Here is a 15,663-nt window from a genome sequence, read left to right as displayed (position 1 = left end):
ACCCGTTCAATCTAGCATGTTTCCATAGTTGCACATATTACGTAACTATGTAATTCTCAGGCCGCGAAGCCTCCTGGAGCCAGTCATGATCCCATCTGTAGCGATAGACGCCCCCCTGGAGCAGGCTGTGCGTCTAGTCAGCGATGCGCGTGCCGGCCTGCTTCCCTCGCCTTCCGTGAAGACGTTCTTTGATCCTGCTACGTTCACTGCCAGCCACGTCGTACGCGATCCAACTTCTTCAGCGTGCGCCGTCATCGACAGCGTCCTGGACTTCGACATGGCCGCAGGCCGCACGTCCACTTCCTCCGCATCGGCGTTGGTGGACTACGTGCGTGCCGAGCGCCTGCAGGTGCAATGGCTGCTGGAAACCCACGCGCATGCCGACCACCTGTCCGCGGCTCCATGGCTGCAGGAGCAGGTGGGAGGCGCACTGGCTATTGGCGAACACATCACCGCAGTCCAAGAAACCTTCGGCAAGGTCTTCAATGCCGGTACTGCATTCAAGCGGGATGGCAGCCAGTTCGATCGCCTGTTCGCCGACGGTGCCTCCTTCCGAATCGGTAATCTGCAGGCTATGTCGCTGCACGTGCCAGGCCACACTCCCGCTTGTCTGGCGTACGTGATCGGCGACGCCGTGTTTCCTGGAGACACGCTGTTCATGCCGGACTACGGCACCGCCCGATGCGACTTTCCAGGTGGTTCGGCTCGCCAGTTGTATCGCTCGATCCAGCGCCTGCTGTCCCTGCCCGACGCCACCCGCGTATTCCTGTGCCATGACTACAAAGCCACCGGCCGGGACCATTTCGCATGGGAAACAACCATCGGTGCCGAAAGGACAACAAACATGCATGTGCACGAGGGCGTGAGCGAAGCCATGTTTGTGGAACTGCGGGAGGCTCGTGATGCCACGCTTCCGATGCCACGGCTGATCCTGCCGTCAGTGCAGGTCAACATGTGCGCCGGCCATCTGCCCGAACCCGAGGACAACGGCGTGCGCTACCTCAAGCTGCCGGTGGACCTGCTATGACGCTCTCTCATTTGGCCTGGTATTGGCCGCTCGCTGGCGGTGCCATGATCGGAACAGCGGCCGGTGCCTATCTGGTCCTTCTCGGCCGCGTTGCCGGCATCTCGGGTCTGCTTGCCAAGACACTGGGCATGCCGGGTGACGGCGGACGCGGGAGTGCAGCCCTGTTCATGGCAGGACTTGCCGTGGCGTCAGGCTTGGCATTGGCGGCCAGGCCCATACTATTGCCGGCGCTCTCCGCAAACGGAGCAGTGGTATTGGTGATTGCCGGACTGCTGGTGGGTTACGGAACTCGCCTTGGCGCTGGCTGTACCAGTGGGCACGGTGTCTGCGGCCTGGGCCGGGCATCGCCGCGGTCGGCGATGGCTACCTGCGTGTTCATGCTCATGGGCATGGCTACGGCGACCCTGGTACGGATTGTGGCGGGAGGCACGGCATGACCCGTCTCGCCGCGTTCCTGTGCGGCGCACTCTTCGGACTGGGACTGGTCGTATCCGATATGGCCAACCCAGCCCGCGTGCTTGCTTTCCTTGATGTGAGCGACGCCTGGGACCCTTCTGTGGCGCTGGTCATGCTGGGCGCACTGATCCCATCCAGCGCAGCCTACTTGTGGATACGCGCCCGCAGAACGCCGCTTCTTGCCGCATCGCTGCACATTCCCACCCATCGCATCATCGATCGGCGCCTTGTGATCGGTGCGGCGATATTCGGCCTGGGTTGGGGACTGGCCGGAGTGTGTCCCGGCCCTGCCATCGCGTTGCTGGGAACCGGCCAGCCCTTCGCGATCATCTTCACCACGGCAATGATCGCAGGCGTGATCCTGCATGGCCTCATTCATCGCCCCACTGCAACTACGGGACAACCATGAACCTCAAGCCACTCTCTGCCAACCTCAAGGTATCCGGTCAGCTCCTGCCAGAGGATATTGAAGCTCTGAAGGAGCAGGGCTTTGCGAGCGTGATCTGCAATCGGCCCGACGACGAACAGCCGGAGCAGCCCAGTCACCATGCGCTGCAGGCTGCCTGCCATCAGGCGGGCATGCAGTTTGCCTATCTTCCCGTAGTGCCTGGTGTCATTACCGATGATCAGGTGCATACCTATGCCAAGTTGATCGACACGCTGCCACGCCCTGTTGCCGCGTACTGCAGAACCGGCACCCGTTCTGCGATGCTTTGGGCGCTGTCGGAAGTCGTTCACAATGGAGCGGCGTTTGCCCACGTCCTGTCTGTTGCTTCGGATGCAGGCTATGACCTTTCTTCCATCGCAACACGGCTGCAGCAAGGCCCGGCGTCCGGCGACTGACATATGGAAGCGCTATCTCTGCTGCAGTTGGTTCTGGGCGGCCTGGCTGGCGTCCTGGTCGGCTTCGTCCTGGGCGTGGTCGGTGGGGGCGGATCCATCCTGGCGGTACCACTGATGCTCTACGTGGTCGGAGTGGAAAATCCGCATGTGGCAATCGGCACCAGCGCCCTGGCAGTAGCGGTCAATGCGGTGTCGAATCTGGTGATACATGCTCGTAGAGGGAATGTTCGTTGGCCCTGTGCCTCGGTCCTCGCCTTGGCGGGGGTCGCGGGCGCATACCTGGGTTCCAGCTTGGGCAAGGCGGTCGACGGCAAGAGGCTGCTGGCGCTGTTTGCTGTGGTCATGGTCATTGTCGGCATCGCCATGCTTCGCAGGCGCAACACGCCTGGATTCGCGGACGCTCGGCTCGGCAGACGCAACGCGCCCGCACTGATTGGGCTGGGCGCCACCGCCGGCGGGCTTTCCGGCTTCTTTGGCATTGGCGGAGGTTTCCTTATCGTGCCCGCACTGGTGGCCGCGACGGGCATGCCGATGATCGCCGCAGTCGGAAGCTCGCTCGTCGCCGTCGCCGCATTTGGCATGACCACCGCACTAAACTACGCGCATGCAGGTCTGATCAACTGGAAGCTCGCGGCAGTGTTCGTCGTTGCCGGCATGGCTGGCGGTACTGCAGGAGCAGCAACTTCGACGAAGCTTGCCAGCTATCGTGGAGCTCTGAACACGGTATTTGCAGTACTGATCTTCATTACTGCCGCATACATGCTGTGGAAGGTGAGCTGACCGGATGTGTTCCAGACCACAGCCGAGCACTGATAGCCAGCGCAGCGCTTCAAAGGCATTGATAGGAAGATACTACGAATGTTGGTCCACATCTTCCAGAGTCAAATAAGATGCGACGGCTCGAAGCGCCTTGCGATCAGCTTCGAAATCCATGGCCAATAGGCCGCGCTCCAACGCAATGCGGGCATGCGCCTGTGATGCGACTCTTGTCGCTTCATTCGAGGACCCTGCCAACGCTACGAAGGCCTTCTGCAGCCGGATATTGACCTCCAGCGAGCCGGCCGCATCCCTGCAGATTGGTGTGAATGCATCCTCGAACATGTCGCGGACATCGAGGCACTGCACGTGCACACGCGGATAGAGCACATCACACGTCGCAGCGTCCCCGGTGTGGCTGGCCCATGCACAGAGCAGCCTGACACAGGTCCCGATGACGTCGATGCAGGTGCCAGGGTCGTTCACTGCAGGTGACATGGCTCGCTGGGCAATTTCCGCAAGCACGACCAGCCCGAAGCGTGGGTCATTCTCGATGGAGCGCGAGTCACTGAAGGAAATGGCTGAGATCACTTCACTCTGTACGTCTGGAAGTGGATTCCCCTCGATGGCTATCAAGGGACGGACCGGAGTTGCGAACGTACCCGGCTGGCAGAGCAGATGAACGCGCAGATCATGTTCCTGTGCAATGCCGTCGATCCGGCCGACGTCCACATGTTCAACGTAGGCAACCTGATCGCCAACCAGCAGTACCGCCCCCTCCCCTACCGGGACCGCACTGGCTCCGCCGAGCCGAGGCTCCTCGGCGCGGCGCTTCATTGCCGCTTTGGTCGCCCGCTCCACCAGATCGATGGTTTCGCCAACGCGGCCAAAGCGTGAGAACTGCTCGATAGCCCTGAGCAACGTCACTGTGATGACGATGATGACCGCGATGGTTGCCCCGAACAGGACAAGCCGGCCGCTGTCTCCGTAGATGCCGGTGCTGAGCGCGATGAGGCCCACGATCGAGAACAGGAAGGCACCAATGAAGGTGGCCAGCGCACCTTGGGCCCGTGTGTCTTCGATCAGCAGGCGGGCCGCGCGCGGGGTGGCGCTGCTGGACGCGGACCCGTATGCGGAGACCATGGTGGACAGCGAGAAGGTGGTGACCGTCAGCATCGACGCGGCAAGAATGCCAAGAATGTTACCGACGGAATCTGCGCCGATCCGTGCAGCAAGGCCGGCGGGAATTAGGAACTTCAGGAACGCGCCGGCCAACGCCGTGATGATGCCCAGGGCGCCATACAGTGTCGAGCGGAACCACATCCGCTTGGTAACTTTGCTGGCTGCAAGCCTCAATCTGGTAAGCATTGGCCACTTCCTGTGCAGTTCGACCATCAATAGCACGGTCGGGCGCCGAGGCCACGTCAAGGCAGGGTCATGCCCGACCCAAGGCAGATGCCGCTCCTCTGGGCGGCATCTGTGTGCGGATTCTACGAGCGCACCTTGTCCAGGAACTGACGGTGGCGCTCGTACTGATCGAGCACATCGTGGATGAGTTGAACTTTGGTCCACCCCATGACGTCGTAGTCCTGCCCGCCCTCCCGCAGATAGACCTCCGCTCGGTAATGACGGGTACCCTCGCTGACCGGCCGACGGGGATCCTGCAGGGCGAACGTCGGCGGCTCATAGGGCTGGGGCCGTACGGAGTAGAAGAAGTCCATCTCCTCGCCATGGCCAACCTGCAGCCACGCACGACCATCCCCCCCTTTGGAGACCTGCACCGGCAGATCCTGCTTGCGCAGCTCAACCGCAACCTCTTCCAATGCTGGGATGACACGCTGCTCGATGAAGCCGGTCACCTCGATCTTCAACGGGTTGTGCGCCAGCAGGCGCAGGCGCGCCCGCCAATCCTCGCTGGTGCCCGGCAGGATACGTGCCTCCCGCAGGATCGAGCGCTTGGTGGCATCCAGATGCATGGCCTTCAGCAGTCCCCAGCACATCAGGATCATGACGATCGTAAATGGCAACGCGCTGGCAATGGTGGCAGCCTGCAACGATTCCAGCCCGCCAGCCACCAGCAATGCAATCGCCAGGCCGCCGACCAGCAGCGCCCAGAAGATCCGCTGCCAGACCGGTGATTCCTCCTCACCCTTCGAGGTAAGCATGTCGATTACCAGGGCACCGGAGTCCGCTGAGGTTACGAAGAACAGCGCAACCAGGATGACCGCCAGCGAAGAGGTCAGCATGGTCAGCGGCAGGTGCTCCAAGAACTCGAAAAGCGCCATCGAGCTGTCGGTTGAGACCGCCTGCACCAACTGCTGGATGCCCTCTGCCCGCACCATCTGCAACGCGGTGTTGCCGTAGATGGTCATCCACAGGAATGTGAAGCCAAGCGGCACAAGCAACACCCCCACCACGAACTCACGGACGGTGCGTCCACGTGAGATGCGCGCGATGAACATGCCCACGAAGGGCGACCACGCAATCCACCAGCCCCAGTAGAACAGCGTCCAGCCACCCAGCCAACCCGTGGGTTCGTAGGCATAAAGGTTGAAGGTCATCGAGAACAGCTGGGAAACGTACATGCCGGTGTTCTGCACCAGTGCCTGCATCAGGTGCACGGTAGGTCCACAGACCAGCACGAAGGCCAGCAGCGCCGCCGCCAGGATCATGTTGAGCTCGGACAACCTGCGCACGCCGCTGTCCAGGCCAGCCACGACCGAGCCAGTGGCCACTAGTGTGATGACGGTGATCAAGCCAACCTGAGCGAGCGTACTGACCTCCAGGCCGAACAGGTAGTTCAGGCCGGCGTTGATCTGCATGACGCCCAGGCCCAGCGAGGTGGCCAGCCCGAAGATGGTACCCAGCGCGGCAAACGTGTCTACGGCATGTCCCAAAGGGCCGTGGATACGGTCGCCGATGAGCGGATACAACGCGGACCGGACACGCAGAGGGAGATTGTGCCGGTAGGCAAAGTACGCCAGCGACAGCGCTACCACTGCGTAGATCGCCCATGCGTGGATGCCCCAGTGGAAGAAGGTGATGCGCATGGCCTGGCGGGCAGCGGCGGCCGACTCGGGCGAACCGACCGGCGGCGTGGCGTAGTGCATGATGGGCTCTGCAACGCCGAAGAACATCAGACCGATGCCCATGCCGGCAGCGAACAACATGGCGAACCAGGAGCCGTAGCTGTAGTCCGGCGTACTGTGGTCAGGGCCGAGCTTGATGCGGCCGTAACTGCTGATGGCGACGCCGACGACGAAGACCAGGAAGCCGGCCACTGCAAGGATGGTGAACCAGCCTGCATCATTGGCAGCCCATGACTTCGCCGCGGTGAACCACCGCGTCGCCGTATCGGGCGCGATGGCAGCAAGCGCTAGCAGCGCGATGACGATGGCTGCCGTGGGAATGAACACCTGCGGAAGAATCCGCTGGCGAACGGGGGGATGTTGCGGAGCCGTGCTCTGCATGGATACCTCCGTGTTATTGGGTGAAATAGCCTCGGGCTTGCGCGAGGCCGATCAGAAAGTAGAAGCCGATATTGAGGTTCAGCCGCGAATGCCAGCTGGAAGGGCCTCCTTCGTCGATGCTGATACCATCACCACCAGCAAACCACATGTTGCGGCCAGCGATCCAGTCGACATAGGTGAGCATGATGCCTTTCTGCAGGCTGCAACCGGTCACGTTCTGCCACGAATCAAGAAGGCCCGCGCGGTGCCCGACCGGGCGGGTCATGCTGAGGTTGTTATAGCAGGTGATGTCATCCAGCCAGCCCTTCTGGCCGAACGAATAGGCGATGTTGGCGCTTGGCACATCCGCCTGCGCTGCAACCTGGAAGGGGGATTGGAACGCCGACATTGCGATGCGATCTCCGGGTACGTCATACCGGTACCGCGCCCACTGCAACTGCGCGGTCCAACCATCGCGCTGCCACTGTGCATGGAGGGCCGCGCCCTGATGACCGTAGTGACGCCGTGTCTGAGTGTTCTGCACCTTGCCAGCAAACGCCGACGCGCCCAGCAACAGTTCGCCGCCGCCCCAGTCGCGCGCGCTCTCCACGCGTGCATGCAGTCGTTGCCGCTCGCGATACGGCAACGCCTCGGTCTGCGCGACATCAAAGGAGTAGCGATCGTAGCGAGCCCCGGACCCGTATTCGTCTCCGGAGAACCAGCCAAGATGCCAGGTTGTGCTGCCGCTGCGGTGAATCACTACAAGGCCCGGATCGTAATCATCCTCGATGCCCAGGTAGTAGCCGGAGCCGAACCAGAAACTCTGCGAAACGGTAGGGAGCAGCCCGAACGGGACTTGCTGGATACCTGCCTTCAGCTGGGTAGCATCGGAGAACTGCCAGCCCGCGTACGCGTGATGCACGGCGTCGAAACCATCGTACCAGCGGTACTGGGCAGAGAAGGAAAACGGTCCGGTTCCAGCGTCAAGATCTGCACGCATCAGTTCAAGCTGCAGGCGGCTGGTCGGCCCGTAGTCGAGCCAGCCATAGTTGAATCTGACGGCGCCTCCTGGATCAAAGTAAGGATCTCTATGGAGGCTATCCTCAGAAGCATCTGCAGCCAGCGAAGTTCCCGCCAACGCGGCAGCGACAATGAAGGGAATTGATCTCACGGTTGTGCGCGTTGCCTCCCTGATTTGCTACGGAAAGCGCTTGAGTCTAACGTCGATTCATCCAATGCCTCAAACAGGCGATCTCAAAGAACTCCTGGCGACGCCACAGCAATCACTCACGGCTCGTCTTTAGTCCTCAGGTCCATATACCACGTGAAAATCATGTGCAGCGAGAGAGTAGCTAATACGATCCACTTTAGTAGTCGATCCTGTGATTGAGCGACTCATTGTGGAGATGGAGTGACACGCAATGTCATTTGAGAATAGGCTAGGGCCTCGACACCGGGGGAAGAATTCATGACTATTGATATCAGCGGCCTTTCGGCCAAGGAACTTCGCTCACTGATTGCTCAGGCGGAGAAGCAGCAGTCTAAAGTGCTGTCACGCCCTAAGGCCACAGCGATGCGCGCCAAGATCAATAAGTACGTCAAGGATCATGGCTACACGATAGAAGAGCTCTACGGCGCTTCAGTGATCGCGCCCTCCGAAGCCGCCAAGAAGCGAGGCGATCGGAAGTCTGCCAAATCGACAGTGCCCAAGATCGCTCCCAAGTACCGTAATCCTGCAGTGCGCGGCCAGACGTGGTCCGGTCGAGGGCGGCAACCGCGATGGATAGCCGAGCTGGTAGCAAGCGGAAAATCACTGAATGACTTTCTGATCAAGTAGTGACAACGGGGCAGGCGTACACCGGTACCGCAGCCGGTCCTGAGAATCACTAGTCATCAGATCGAACAGGATGCTGGTGCGCGGAATGCCCTGCCAGGTAGGCGATCAAAGATTGGAGCTAGTCGCAGTTGATGTGACAGCGGGCGAACAGCAGGCGCTCCCCTTGCCTTTGGAGAGTGCGCTCAGGCAGCAATGTTTGCAGTATCCGCTTCTGGCCAGAAGCGGACCTGGATCAGGGCCAATGCGGCCGGGATAGCTTCGGGCCGCTGCGATCCTAGGCAACTCGGTCACTTCACCAGGTTCCAAGAGACGCCGGTGTCGAGCGGTACAGCCTACTAGCGTCGCCGAAAGCAACGGCGTTAGGTCAAAATTGCGTCGGATCCGAAGGATTAGAGCCCTCATGGCAAACCCTCGTCATGTGAACTTTCGCTAGAATCAGCTAAGCCTCCGGGGGCGGCAATGGCCAATAGAACTCAGCTTCGCCAAGCAATCATTGAAGCTCAGGCCTCGCTACGCTTGGAGGGCCTGCCCATCGGAGATCGAGATGATGACATCTATGCCGCAGCCATTGATGGTTCGCTCCGTGGACCGTTGCGCGATCTGGTCTTGAATCGTATTCGCGCCGAGTTGGGACTGGCTCACGAGACGAATGAAAATTGACAGAGGCCGCGAGGGCTAGGCGACGCTATGTGGTCGCCGGCCACCAGACGGCTGTTTTCGTAAGCGGTTCTCACTTAGCGCCTTCAGCACGTTTCGTGCTCCGAGCATCACCGAGAATCCCACATCCAGCGACACATTGCATCGCTGGCCGATTTGCTTGGCTGCCTGCTGAAGTTTGCGGTGGGATCCCGCTTGGTCTGCATCTCCTTCAACCATCTGTAGCGCAAGATCCATTGCCCTGTTCAAGTGAACTCTTTGACTGTACGGACCTTGCTCTTCGTATCTCAATTTGTACTCCTCGTAGACGTCAAGGTGCATCTCTCTTAGCAACTGCCTATTGAGCCTGAAGCGTCTAAGTACAACTTTCATCTGCGGCACATAGTGGTCTTTCTCGGATGCTTTCAGAACATCTGAAAAGCATTTGGCACATCGCTCGAGCCGCTCCGCATGCCTCCCAACAGGTAGCTTTAACGTTGCATAGCTAAACCAAAGATCCAACAGCGGCTCGGAAGCCGCCGCATCCGGGCTTAGCAAGATGTCGCGTGCTGAGATGGACTGGAGAGCGCAGAGATTGACAATGGCACGAATGGTCGTTCGACCCCTGGTCAAGTTCTTGGTAGCGCGGTAGAACTCCGCCTTGAGAGCGTTAGGATACGCGCGCCTCATCGGATGTCCGTCAACGAGCAGTTTCACGAATCGAACATAGTTTTCGAAGGGAATCTGGGGTTGTGAGGGCGTCGCGCAAAGTTCGATTATGGATGCGAGCTGCTGCTGACCCCATGCCTCGTCGCCAGTAATCGCTGCGGCGGCGCCATCACCGGAAAGCGATTGCTTGCATTTGTGGCATCTTCTACGCCGCTGGTAGTCTGTTGAGCTCGGCTGGTCCGCGCCACACCTTGAACAGGTGGTTTCGAGCTTGCATTTATGCAGGTCACACTCAGCTTGAATGTCGACGATCCACGATAGCGGCTCATATGAGAGATCATCGTCCCAATCGCGGTAGCACACTGGGCACCAGCGGCGGCGCGTTGTGTCTCGGCCTCCTCCGTAGGTTGCCAGTACGTCCTCCAAAACCCAGAATGTGCCGCACTGCAGGTCGCCCTGGGCGGTCAGCATCTTGAGCGTGCTGATACGGTGACTGAAGTCGCGGCTGGGACCGCAATACTTGCCCGAGCCCATGACTTGTCCTCTACGCCCACCATCAATAGCTGGACCGACTATCGACATCATATTGGCCATGGTCACGCCGACTGTCCACGCTTGCCGTAGAACGTAGTGCTCCAAGGATTCAACTCGCGACGTTCCCACACCCTTCAGTTGAAGTGGAGGCAAGGACGACCAGGTAAATCGCTGAATACTAGACTTCACGGCACACCTCCCCATAAGAGGAGGTCCAACTAGACGTGAGCGGTTTCGCCCTGGCTGTGGCGCTTCCAGCCTCCATTGCATCCTCGAAATCCTCGATATCTCGCCAAAGGTTGGCAAGATCGTTGTCTGAATAGTAGGAAGCCTCTATGTGACGTTTAAGGATCCGCTCGCTTCCTTCCTGCTTGGCCGCATCCGCAGCTCGCGACAGAAGCTGAGCCACCTCTCCGTAGACACCTCCCGTCGCGACCAGTAGATCCGCCGCCATTCGAATCAATAGGTCCTGTTTAGAGAAATTGTGCCTTTCGCTTAGCGAGGTAAGGAGGCGCAAGAATGGAGCCCGGTCCTCCTTTCTTCTAACGCTATATGGCGGAACCCATATAGACGTCACACTTCGGCGAAGCTCGGATTCGATCGACCAGAGTTGAACTGCCCTGTGGATCCCGGTCATTATGAGCATCGACCCGGCGGACTCTGCTAACGTCATCAAGTGCAATGCATGGTCCGCAGGTGACTTGTTTTTGTGATTCACCAGGAGCGCTGATATTTGATCGATAGCGACATACTTGCAGTCACGCGCAACCATGGACCGCCTTACAGACGACCAACACTCCGCTTCGGTGAGCCTGAGTTGATACCGTCCAAGCTGAAGGTCTCTGTCGCGAACTTCGGCTTGAATGTCCGAAGGGGGACTTGACCGAGGTGATCCGCCCTCCAGCGCCCATGTCAGAGTCGGCGCATTAAGCTCTTTCAATAACTCGCGGGCGAGGTATCGCGAACTGAAGTATGCTCCAACTGGCAAGCACGCGAACGTCTCGATGGCAGGAACTTTTCCCTTTTCCCACAGGTTTGGGTTCCCAAACATCTCACGCATAACGCTCCGACGCATCGTGGTCTTCCCTACACCCGACGGACCGATGACGAAGACCATATGCCCCGGCCTGTGATTGTCTAGAGCTGCCCTCAGGCGATCTCGCGGCCCTCTGTATGCTGAGTGCTGGAGAACTTTCATCAGAAATCCTCCGCTTTGTCGAGCGCTTCTGCACCTTCCTGCGGAGGACCTATATCTTGGCCCTCGTGACTGGTGGATTCCGCCACCTCTGCCAGGGGTGAGAGGAGTGCAATCGCAATGATTAATGCAGCTGCGAACTGCCTCCTGGCGTGCAGTTTTCGCGCGAGATCGTCGCGCCGCCGCCTTGCATCGGCGCCCCACCGGGACTGATTTGAGTCGGTAGTCACCATTTCCTTCCCTCAGGTTGGAGATCCCCAGCGCGCCTTCACATGTTCTGATCGCTCAGTGACACTGCCGGCAACCATGCTCATCTCAAATGCGTCGATGTCCCGCCATAGATTCCTAAGATCCTCACTTCCGTAGTAGGAGATCTCGATGTGTCGTTTGAGAATTCTGTTGCATCCCTCCTGCTTCGCAGCAATATCTGCCCGCCCCAGTAGTTCGACCACCTCAGCGAATACGCCGCCGGTAGCGGCAAGGATATCGTTGGCCATCCGGATTAGCAGATCATCCTGTGAAAGCCCGTAGCGAGTGGCCAATGACTTGAGCAAACGAAGGAACGGCACCTTGTCATCCCGACGCTTATCACTATATGGAGGCACCCAAACAGTTGTGACTCGGCGTCGCAACTCGGAGTTGACCGACCACAACTGCGTGGCTTTGTGCACCCCAGTCATGACGAACATCACGCCTGTGGCTTCAGCTATCGCCATCAGATGGAGGGTGTGGTCAGCGGGGGACTTGTCTCTGTGGTTGACTAGTAGCGCTGTGACCTGATCGATTGATACATACTTGCAACTACGCGCTCTCAGGCTTCGCTGCACCATCCCCCAGTACTCGCCTTCCGTCTGTCTTGTTCGCGCTAAGGACTCCCACTCCAATGTCGCAGTGGCAAGCTCGCGTCGAATTTCCAGTTTGGCGTCCTCCCCGAGATAGCTTCCATCCAGTAGCCATGCCAACGTTGGCACGTGCAACTCCTGAAGAATTGAGACAGCGAGCTGACGGGAACTGAAGTACGCGCCGTGAGGAAGTGTGGCGAATGTTTCGACCAAAGGTATCCGCCCAAGTCGCCAGCATGCAGGCTTACCAAACATCTCCCGCATCACCGAGCGCCTCATCGTTGTCTTGCCCACGCCGGATGGTCCAATAATGAAAACCATATGCCCGGGACGATGCTGGTCAAGCGCAATTCGCAATCGCTTGCGGGGGCCTTCGTATGCGGGGTGCTGAACCATCTTCATCAGTAGTCCTCCCGTTCATCGAACGGGACGATGTCCTGTGCGATCGCCGGTGGCACTGGTCCAATATCAAGGATCTCATTGCTGCTGGGCACCGCTTCGGGGGCAAGGTGCTCTGTTGCGGGCCTTGCCGCCTGGGCTTGCACTCGGCGCGAATGACGAGAACGGGCAACTTCCTTTTTTCTTTTGGCCGATTGCGACCGCAACGTGGGTGCCCAGAGCAAGTGGAAAAGTTGTTCCTGATCCGACAGCAGCGCATCGCTTTGCAGTCTGTTGTGGAAAGCCTTGAACCAATTTCCATGAACCTTCACGTAGATCACACTTGGGTCACAGCAATCGCTGCGAACCTCACTGGCATTCTCAGTTCGCAGGGCCCGTAGAAGCTCATCACTGGTGAACCAACCATCGGCAGTGCGTACGCCACGCTGGCGGTCGATTCGCTTCTTGGTCTCCACCTTGATCGCAGTTCTGATTAGGAACCCATCGTCCCATTCGCATGGTGTTCCGACGGCGCCGTAGGCCGCAAGCGCCTCAACCCTCTTCTCGGCTGGCGTTGCATCATCTGGGCCCGGTGTCATAGGAAGGTCGTGATAGACGAACTTCAGGAACTCCTCGTGCACACGGACAAAGTCCGTCCTCGCATTGTTTCGGCTCTTGAACCTGCCGTCGACCTTACGTCCCATCTGGTCGGGCCGCGTGCTTCCCGGGAATCGCTGTGCTACTTGTTCATTGACCTGCTTGATGGCGTTCTCAGCAATGCCATTCCAGGCGCTGCCCGCCGTTGGGGAGAACCTTAGACTGATCTCGCCATGGCAGAAATCTTGTAGCCAGCGGGAGGTGTTCTCCGGCCCTCGATCCAGATGGATCAACTTGGGTAGGAAGCCCTGTCTTTTGACGTACTCACGCATGAGCAATGCCAAGGCGTCGGTTCTTGCTGATCCAAATACCAATGCATGAGCCATCGGATAGCCCGTCGCTCCGTCTATGCCGATATAGAACTTTGCTTTGCTTGCTGGGAAGCAGTGAATCAGGTTCGGCGCGCAGCGAACATCCAGATCCGACGAATCCACGTGCAGTGTGTGGCCATATCCGATCGGAGGCAGCGAGCGATGGCGAGGATCGGTGCGTGTACGCGTCGCGTGGTAGGCGCGAAAGCCGCCCGTGGATAGCGCATGGCGTGTTGGGCTCTCGCTTCTTCGTCTAGCATCCAGTCGGCCCCTACCGCAGGGCTCAACTCCTAACCGAAGGCACTCCTCTTCGAACACATAGAGCAAGTCCTTCGGTCTATGTACCCTCCCGGTGTTCCAGTGCAGCGCGATGACGGTCTCTATGGCTTGTTCGTGTTCCGGAAGCAGGCGCGATGCTCGGTTTCCGCTAAACGCATATTTGGTAAGACAAGCCGAAAGCGCGGATCTTCCTTCGGCAACAGCCTTTCGAACATGTCGCTGCAGAGCGCCCATCCGTCGTGTTGCGGGCAGACTTCCGGCCTCAATCAGCGCAAGCCTACTGAGTCGCTGGTGTGCCCGCTGGAGGTCTGTAGCGCTTGCCACCAGCAATGGATCATCCACAGCTGGTTGCGACTGAGCTTTGACAATGGCTCCAAGCAGTAGCTCGTCCGCCTCCTTGGCCTGCTCCTTCGTGCCATACAGATGGAAGCGGTCAGTCCTAGCCGCGGGAGTGCTCTGCCATGGACCGAAGGCCGCCGATCTTCCCAGCATCCAAAGCGCTAGGCGCGGTGTGAAACCAGGCACCTCAGCGAAGAGACTGTCCAGCAGAAGGGGGCGCTTGGCGATTAGCCCAGCTGCCTTGGATACTGCGGTAGTTTCATGTTGCTGAAGGGCATCACCGGCTATCGCGTAGCACGCCTCAAGGTTTTGGAGGTACACACCGGTTGGAGTGGGCGGTACCCAGACTCTGAACACCAGGCCATGCTGCTGCGCCCATTGGGCGTAGGGGGAGTAGGTCCATACCGCGTCCTGCTTGACCCAAAGGGAGTCCGGAAGCGCCAGTTGACTCTCCAGCCACGATAGCGGCTTGCACTCCACTAGCTCTACGTGGTCCCTGCGAAATACAAGAAAATCCACATGTGCAGTGCTGATGTGATTGCGCCCGGACGCCGTGGTGCGCTGCACGCGGCGGCATGGTACTTGTACGTAGTAGCCCAGCACCTCGGGATCAAGCTCAAGCTCATAGGCGAAGACCAACTCGCACGTGTGGCTTTCAACTGTTCGCGCACTACCGTTCTTGATTGAGTTGTGTCTAACACGAACGTTTCTCAGCGCCGCCTTGCCTACGGTCTTGGTTCCGCTGCCGGCAATCATGTTCTCGAGCTGCCGAATACTGAGCTCACTTGCTTTTATGCGGGTGTAAAGAAGGTGACGGTCTTCAAACGTTAAGCCACCAAATTTTGGGTCTGTGGACATGCCGATTCCTCATGCGCACCCCACGGTGGCACCGTCCCAAAGGCCTGGGCGAGCCTTACCAGGCGAGTCGGACATAGGTGCCCGTGACAGGCCTGCGCAGGCTTGACAGGGGAGTCAGGGAAGGGGAAAGTATCGGCAAGACCTGCAAAGTCGCCGACCTGAAAACCCGTGAGTCCTACCTCACGGGTTTTTTCTTTCCAACTTCCGGCAAGGGAAGTTCAGATTGGGCTAGGTCATGGGCTGCCTGCCTCCCTCGGAGATTGAGGTACCTGAGATCGAAGGTATGCGCTGACATCGGCGGCGTGAGCGAACCACCCGCGACGACCTTGTGGACGAAACAGCGTCACTGGCAAACGACCTGTGGCGCTTGCCCGCCTAAGTGCTGCCGGGCTATTGAACCCGAGCAGTCGCGACAGGTCTTTGGCCGGCACTAGCCCGCCATAGGTTTGCGCCACCCAAGCCACAGACAATGCATCCGGCTCTTTACTTGGTAGGCTCACGTACGCTCCAGTGATGCTAGGTTCCAGGTAACCCTAGCGCTCTACCGTAGCCTTTTCATCCAGCAAAACTACCCTTCCAACGTCTACTTTTTTTGGA

The 15,663-nt window shown here is 59.1% G+C and carries 14 protein-coding genes; 7 read left to right on the top strand and 7 right to left on the bottom strand.

The genetic code is table 11. The annotated features are described in order from the left end of the window. The first annotated feature begins 85 nt into the window (after nt 1–85). From ACZK08_RS00700 to ACZK08_RS00680, 5 genes are read left to right on the top strand one after another with little or no spacing between them, the layout of a single operon-like run. On the top strand, nt 86–1,027 hold the full coding sequence (locus ACZK08_RS00700) for an MBL fold metallo-hydrolase (RefSeq protein WP_005407570.1): 942 nt from the start codon (nt 86–88) through the stop codon (nt 1,025–1,027). Next, on the top strand, nt 1,024–1,464 hold the full coding sequence (locus tag ACZK08_RS00695) for a YeeE/YedE family protein (protein WP_032965470.1): 441 nt from the start codon (nt 1,024–1,026) through the stop codon (nt 1,462–1,464). The genes ACZK08_RS00700 and ACZK08_RS00695 overlap by 4 nt, the downstream gene beginning before the upstream one ends. Then, on the top strand, nt 1,461–1,892 hold the full coding sequence (locus tag ACZK08_RS00690; RefSeq protein ID WP_005407569.1) for a YeeE/YedE family protein: 432 nt from the start codon (nt 1,461–1,463) through the stop codon (nt 1,890–1,892). Before ACZK08_RS00695 ends, ACZK08_RS00690 begins: the two co-directional genes overlap by 4 nt. Then, nucleotides 1,889–2,326: a protein tyrosine phosphatase family protein gene (locus ACZK08_RS00685; protein ID WP_054170679.1), complete on the top strand. Its 438-nt coding sequence runs from the start codon at nt 1,889–1,891 to the stop codon at nt 2,324–2,326. Before ACZK08_RS00690 ends, ACZK08_RS00685 begins: the two co-directional genes overlap by 4 nt. Nucleotides 2,327–2,344: 18 nt before the next feature. Then, on the top strand, nt 2,345–3,106 hold the full coding sequence (locus tag ACZK08_RS00680; protein WP_100051439.1) for a sulfite exporter TauE/SafE family protein: 762 nt from the start codon (nt 2,345–2,347) through the stop codon (nt 3,104–3,106). Nucleotides 3,107–3,178: 72 nt separating this feature from the next. On the opposite strand, the gene ACZK08_RS00675 is transcribed toward ACZK08_RS00680, so the two are convergent. From ACZK08_RS00675 to ACZK08_RS00665, 3 genes are all read right to left on the bottom strand, one after another. Beyond that, nucleotides 3,179–4,477 (bottom strand): DUF2254 domain-containing protein, encoded by a 1,299-nt coding sequence (locus ACZK08_RS00675; RefSeq protein WP_232282010.1) that lies wholly within the window; start codon nt 4,475–4,477, stop codon nt 3,179–3,181. Between the two features lie 95 nt (nt 4,478–4,572). Beyond that, nucleotides 4,573–6,552, bottom strand: coding sequence for a BCCT family transporter (locus tag ACZK08_RS00670; protein WP_005407565.1), 1,980 nt, complete (start codon nt 6,550–6,552; stop codon nt 4,573–4,575). 13 nt (nt 6,553–6,565) lie between these two features. Then, on the bottom strand, nt 6,566–7,702 hold the full coding sequence (locus tag ACZK08_RS00665; protein WP_478452385.1) for a hypothetical protein: 1,137 nt from the start codon (nt 7,700–7,702) through the stop codon (nt 6,566–6,568). 297 nt (nt 7,703–7,999) lie between these two features. Here ACZK08_RS00665 and ACZK08_RS00660 point away from each other — a divergent pair, with 297 nt between their 5' ends. Next, nucleotides 8,000–8,368, top strand: coding sequence for an H-NS histone family protein (locus ACZK08_RS00660; protein ID WP_005407563.1), 369 nt, complete (start codon nt 8,000–8,002; stop codon nt 8,366–8,368). Nucleotides 8,369–8,861: 493 nt separating this feature from the next. Further along, on the top strand, nt 8,862–8,978 hold the full coding sequence (locus tag ACZK08_RS00655; RefSeq protein ID WP_157173518.1) for a hypothetical protein: 117 nt from the start codon (nt 8,862–8,864) through the stop codon (nt 8,976–8,978). A 65-nt stretch (nt 8,979–9,043) separates the two neighbouring features. Here ACZK08_RS00655 and ACZK08_RS00650 read toward each other — a convergent pair whose 3' ends face one another. From ACZK08_RS00650 to ACZK08_RS00635, 4 genes are all read right to left on the bottom strand, one after another. After that, nucleotides 9,044–10,273: a TniQ family protein gene (locus ACZK08_RS00650; protein ID WP_128989263.1), complete on the bottom strand. Its 1,230-nt coding sequence runs from the start codon at nt 10,271–10,273 to the stop codon at nt 9,044–9,046. Between the two features lie 112 nt (nt 10,274–10,385). Then, complete coding sequence (locus ACZK08_RS00645) at nt 10,386–11,267, bottom strand: ATP-binding protein (RefSeq protein WP_230080524.1); 882 nt, start codon at nt 11,265–11,267, stop codon at nt 10,386–10,388. A gap of 377 nt (nt 11,268–11,644) precedes the next feature. Further along, nucleotides 11,645–12,646, bottom strand: coding sequence for an AAA family ATPase (locus ACZK08_RS00640; RefSeq protein WP_005407560.1), 1,002 nt, complete (start codon nt 12,644–12,646; stop codon nt 11,645–11,647). Further along, a complete protein-coding gene (locus tag ACZK08_RS00635) occupies nt 12,646–15,066 on the bottom strand; it encodes an integrase catalytic domain-containing protein (protein WP_478452383.1) in 2,421 nt (806 codons plus the stop codon). Before ACZK08_RS00635 ends, ACZK08_RS00640 begins: the two co-directional genes overlap by 1 nt. Between the last annotated feature and the right edge of the window lie 597 nt (nt 15,067–15,663).

It is taken from the genome of Stenotrophomonas sp. 112478_Sma, assembly GCF_056479905.1.
Note: the sequence above shows the minus strand (reverse complement) of the source record. Positions and strands in the feature narration are given on the sequence as shown.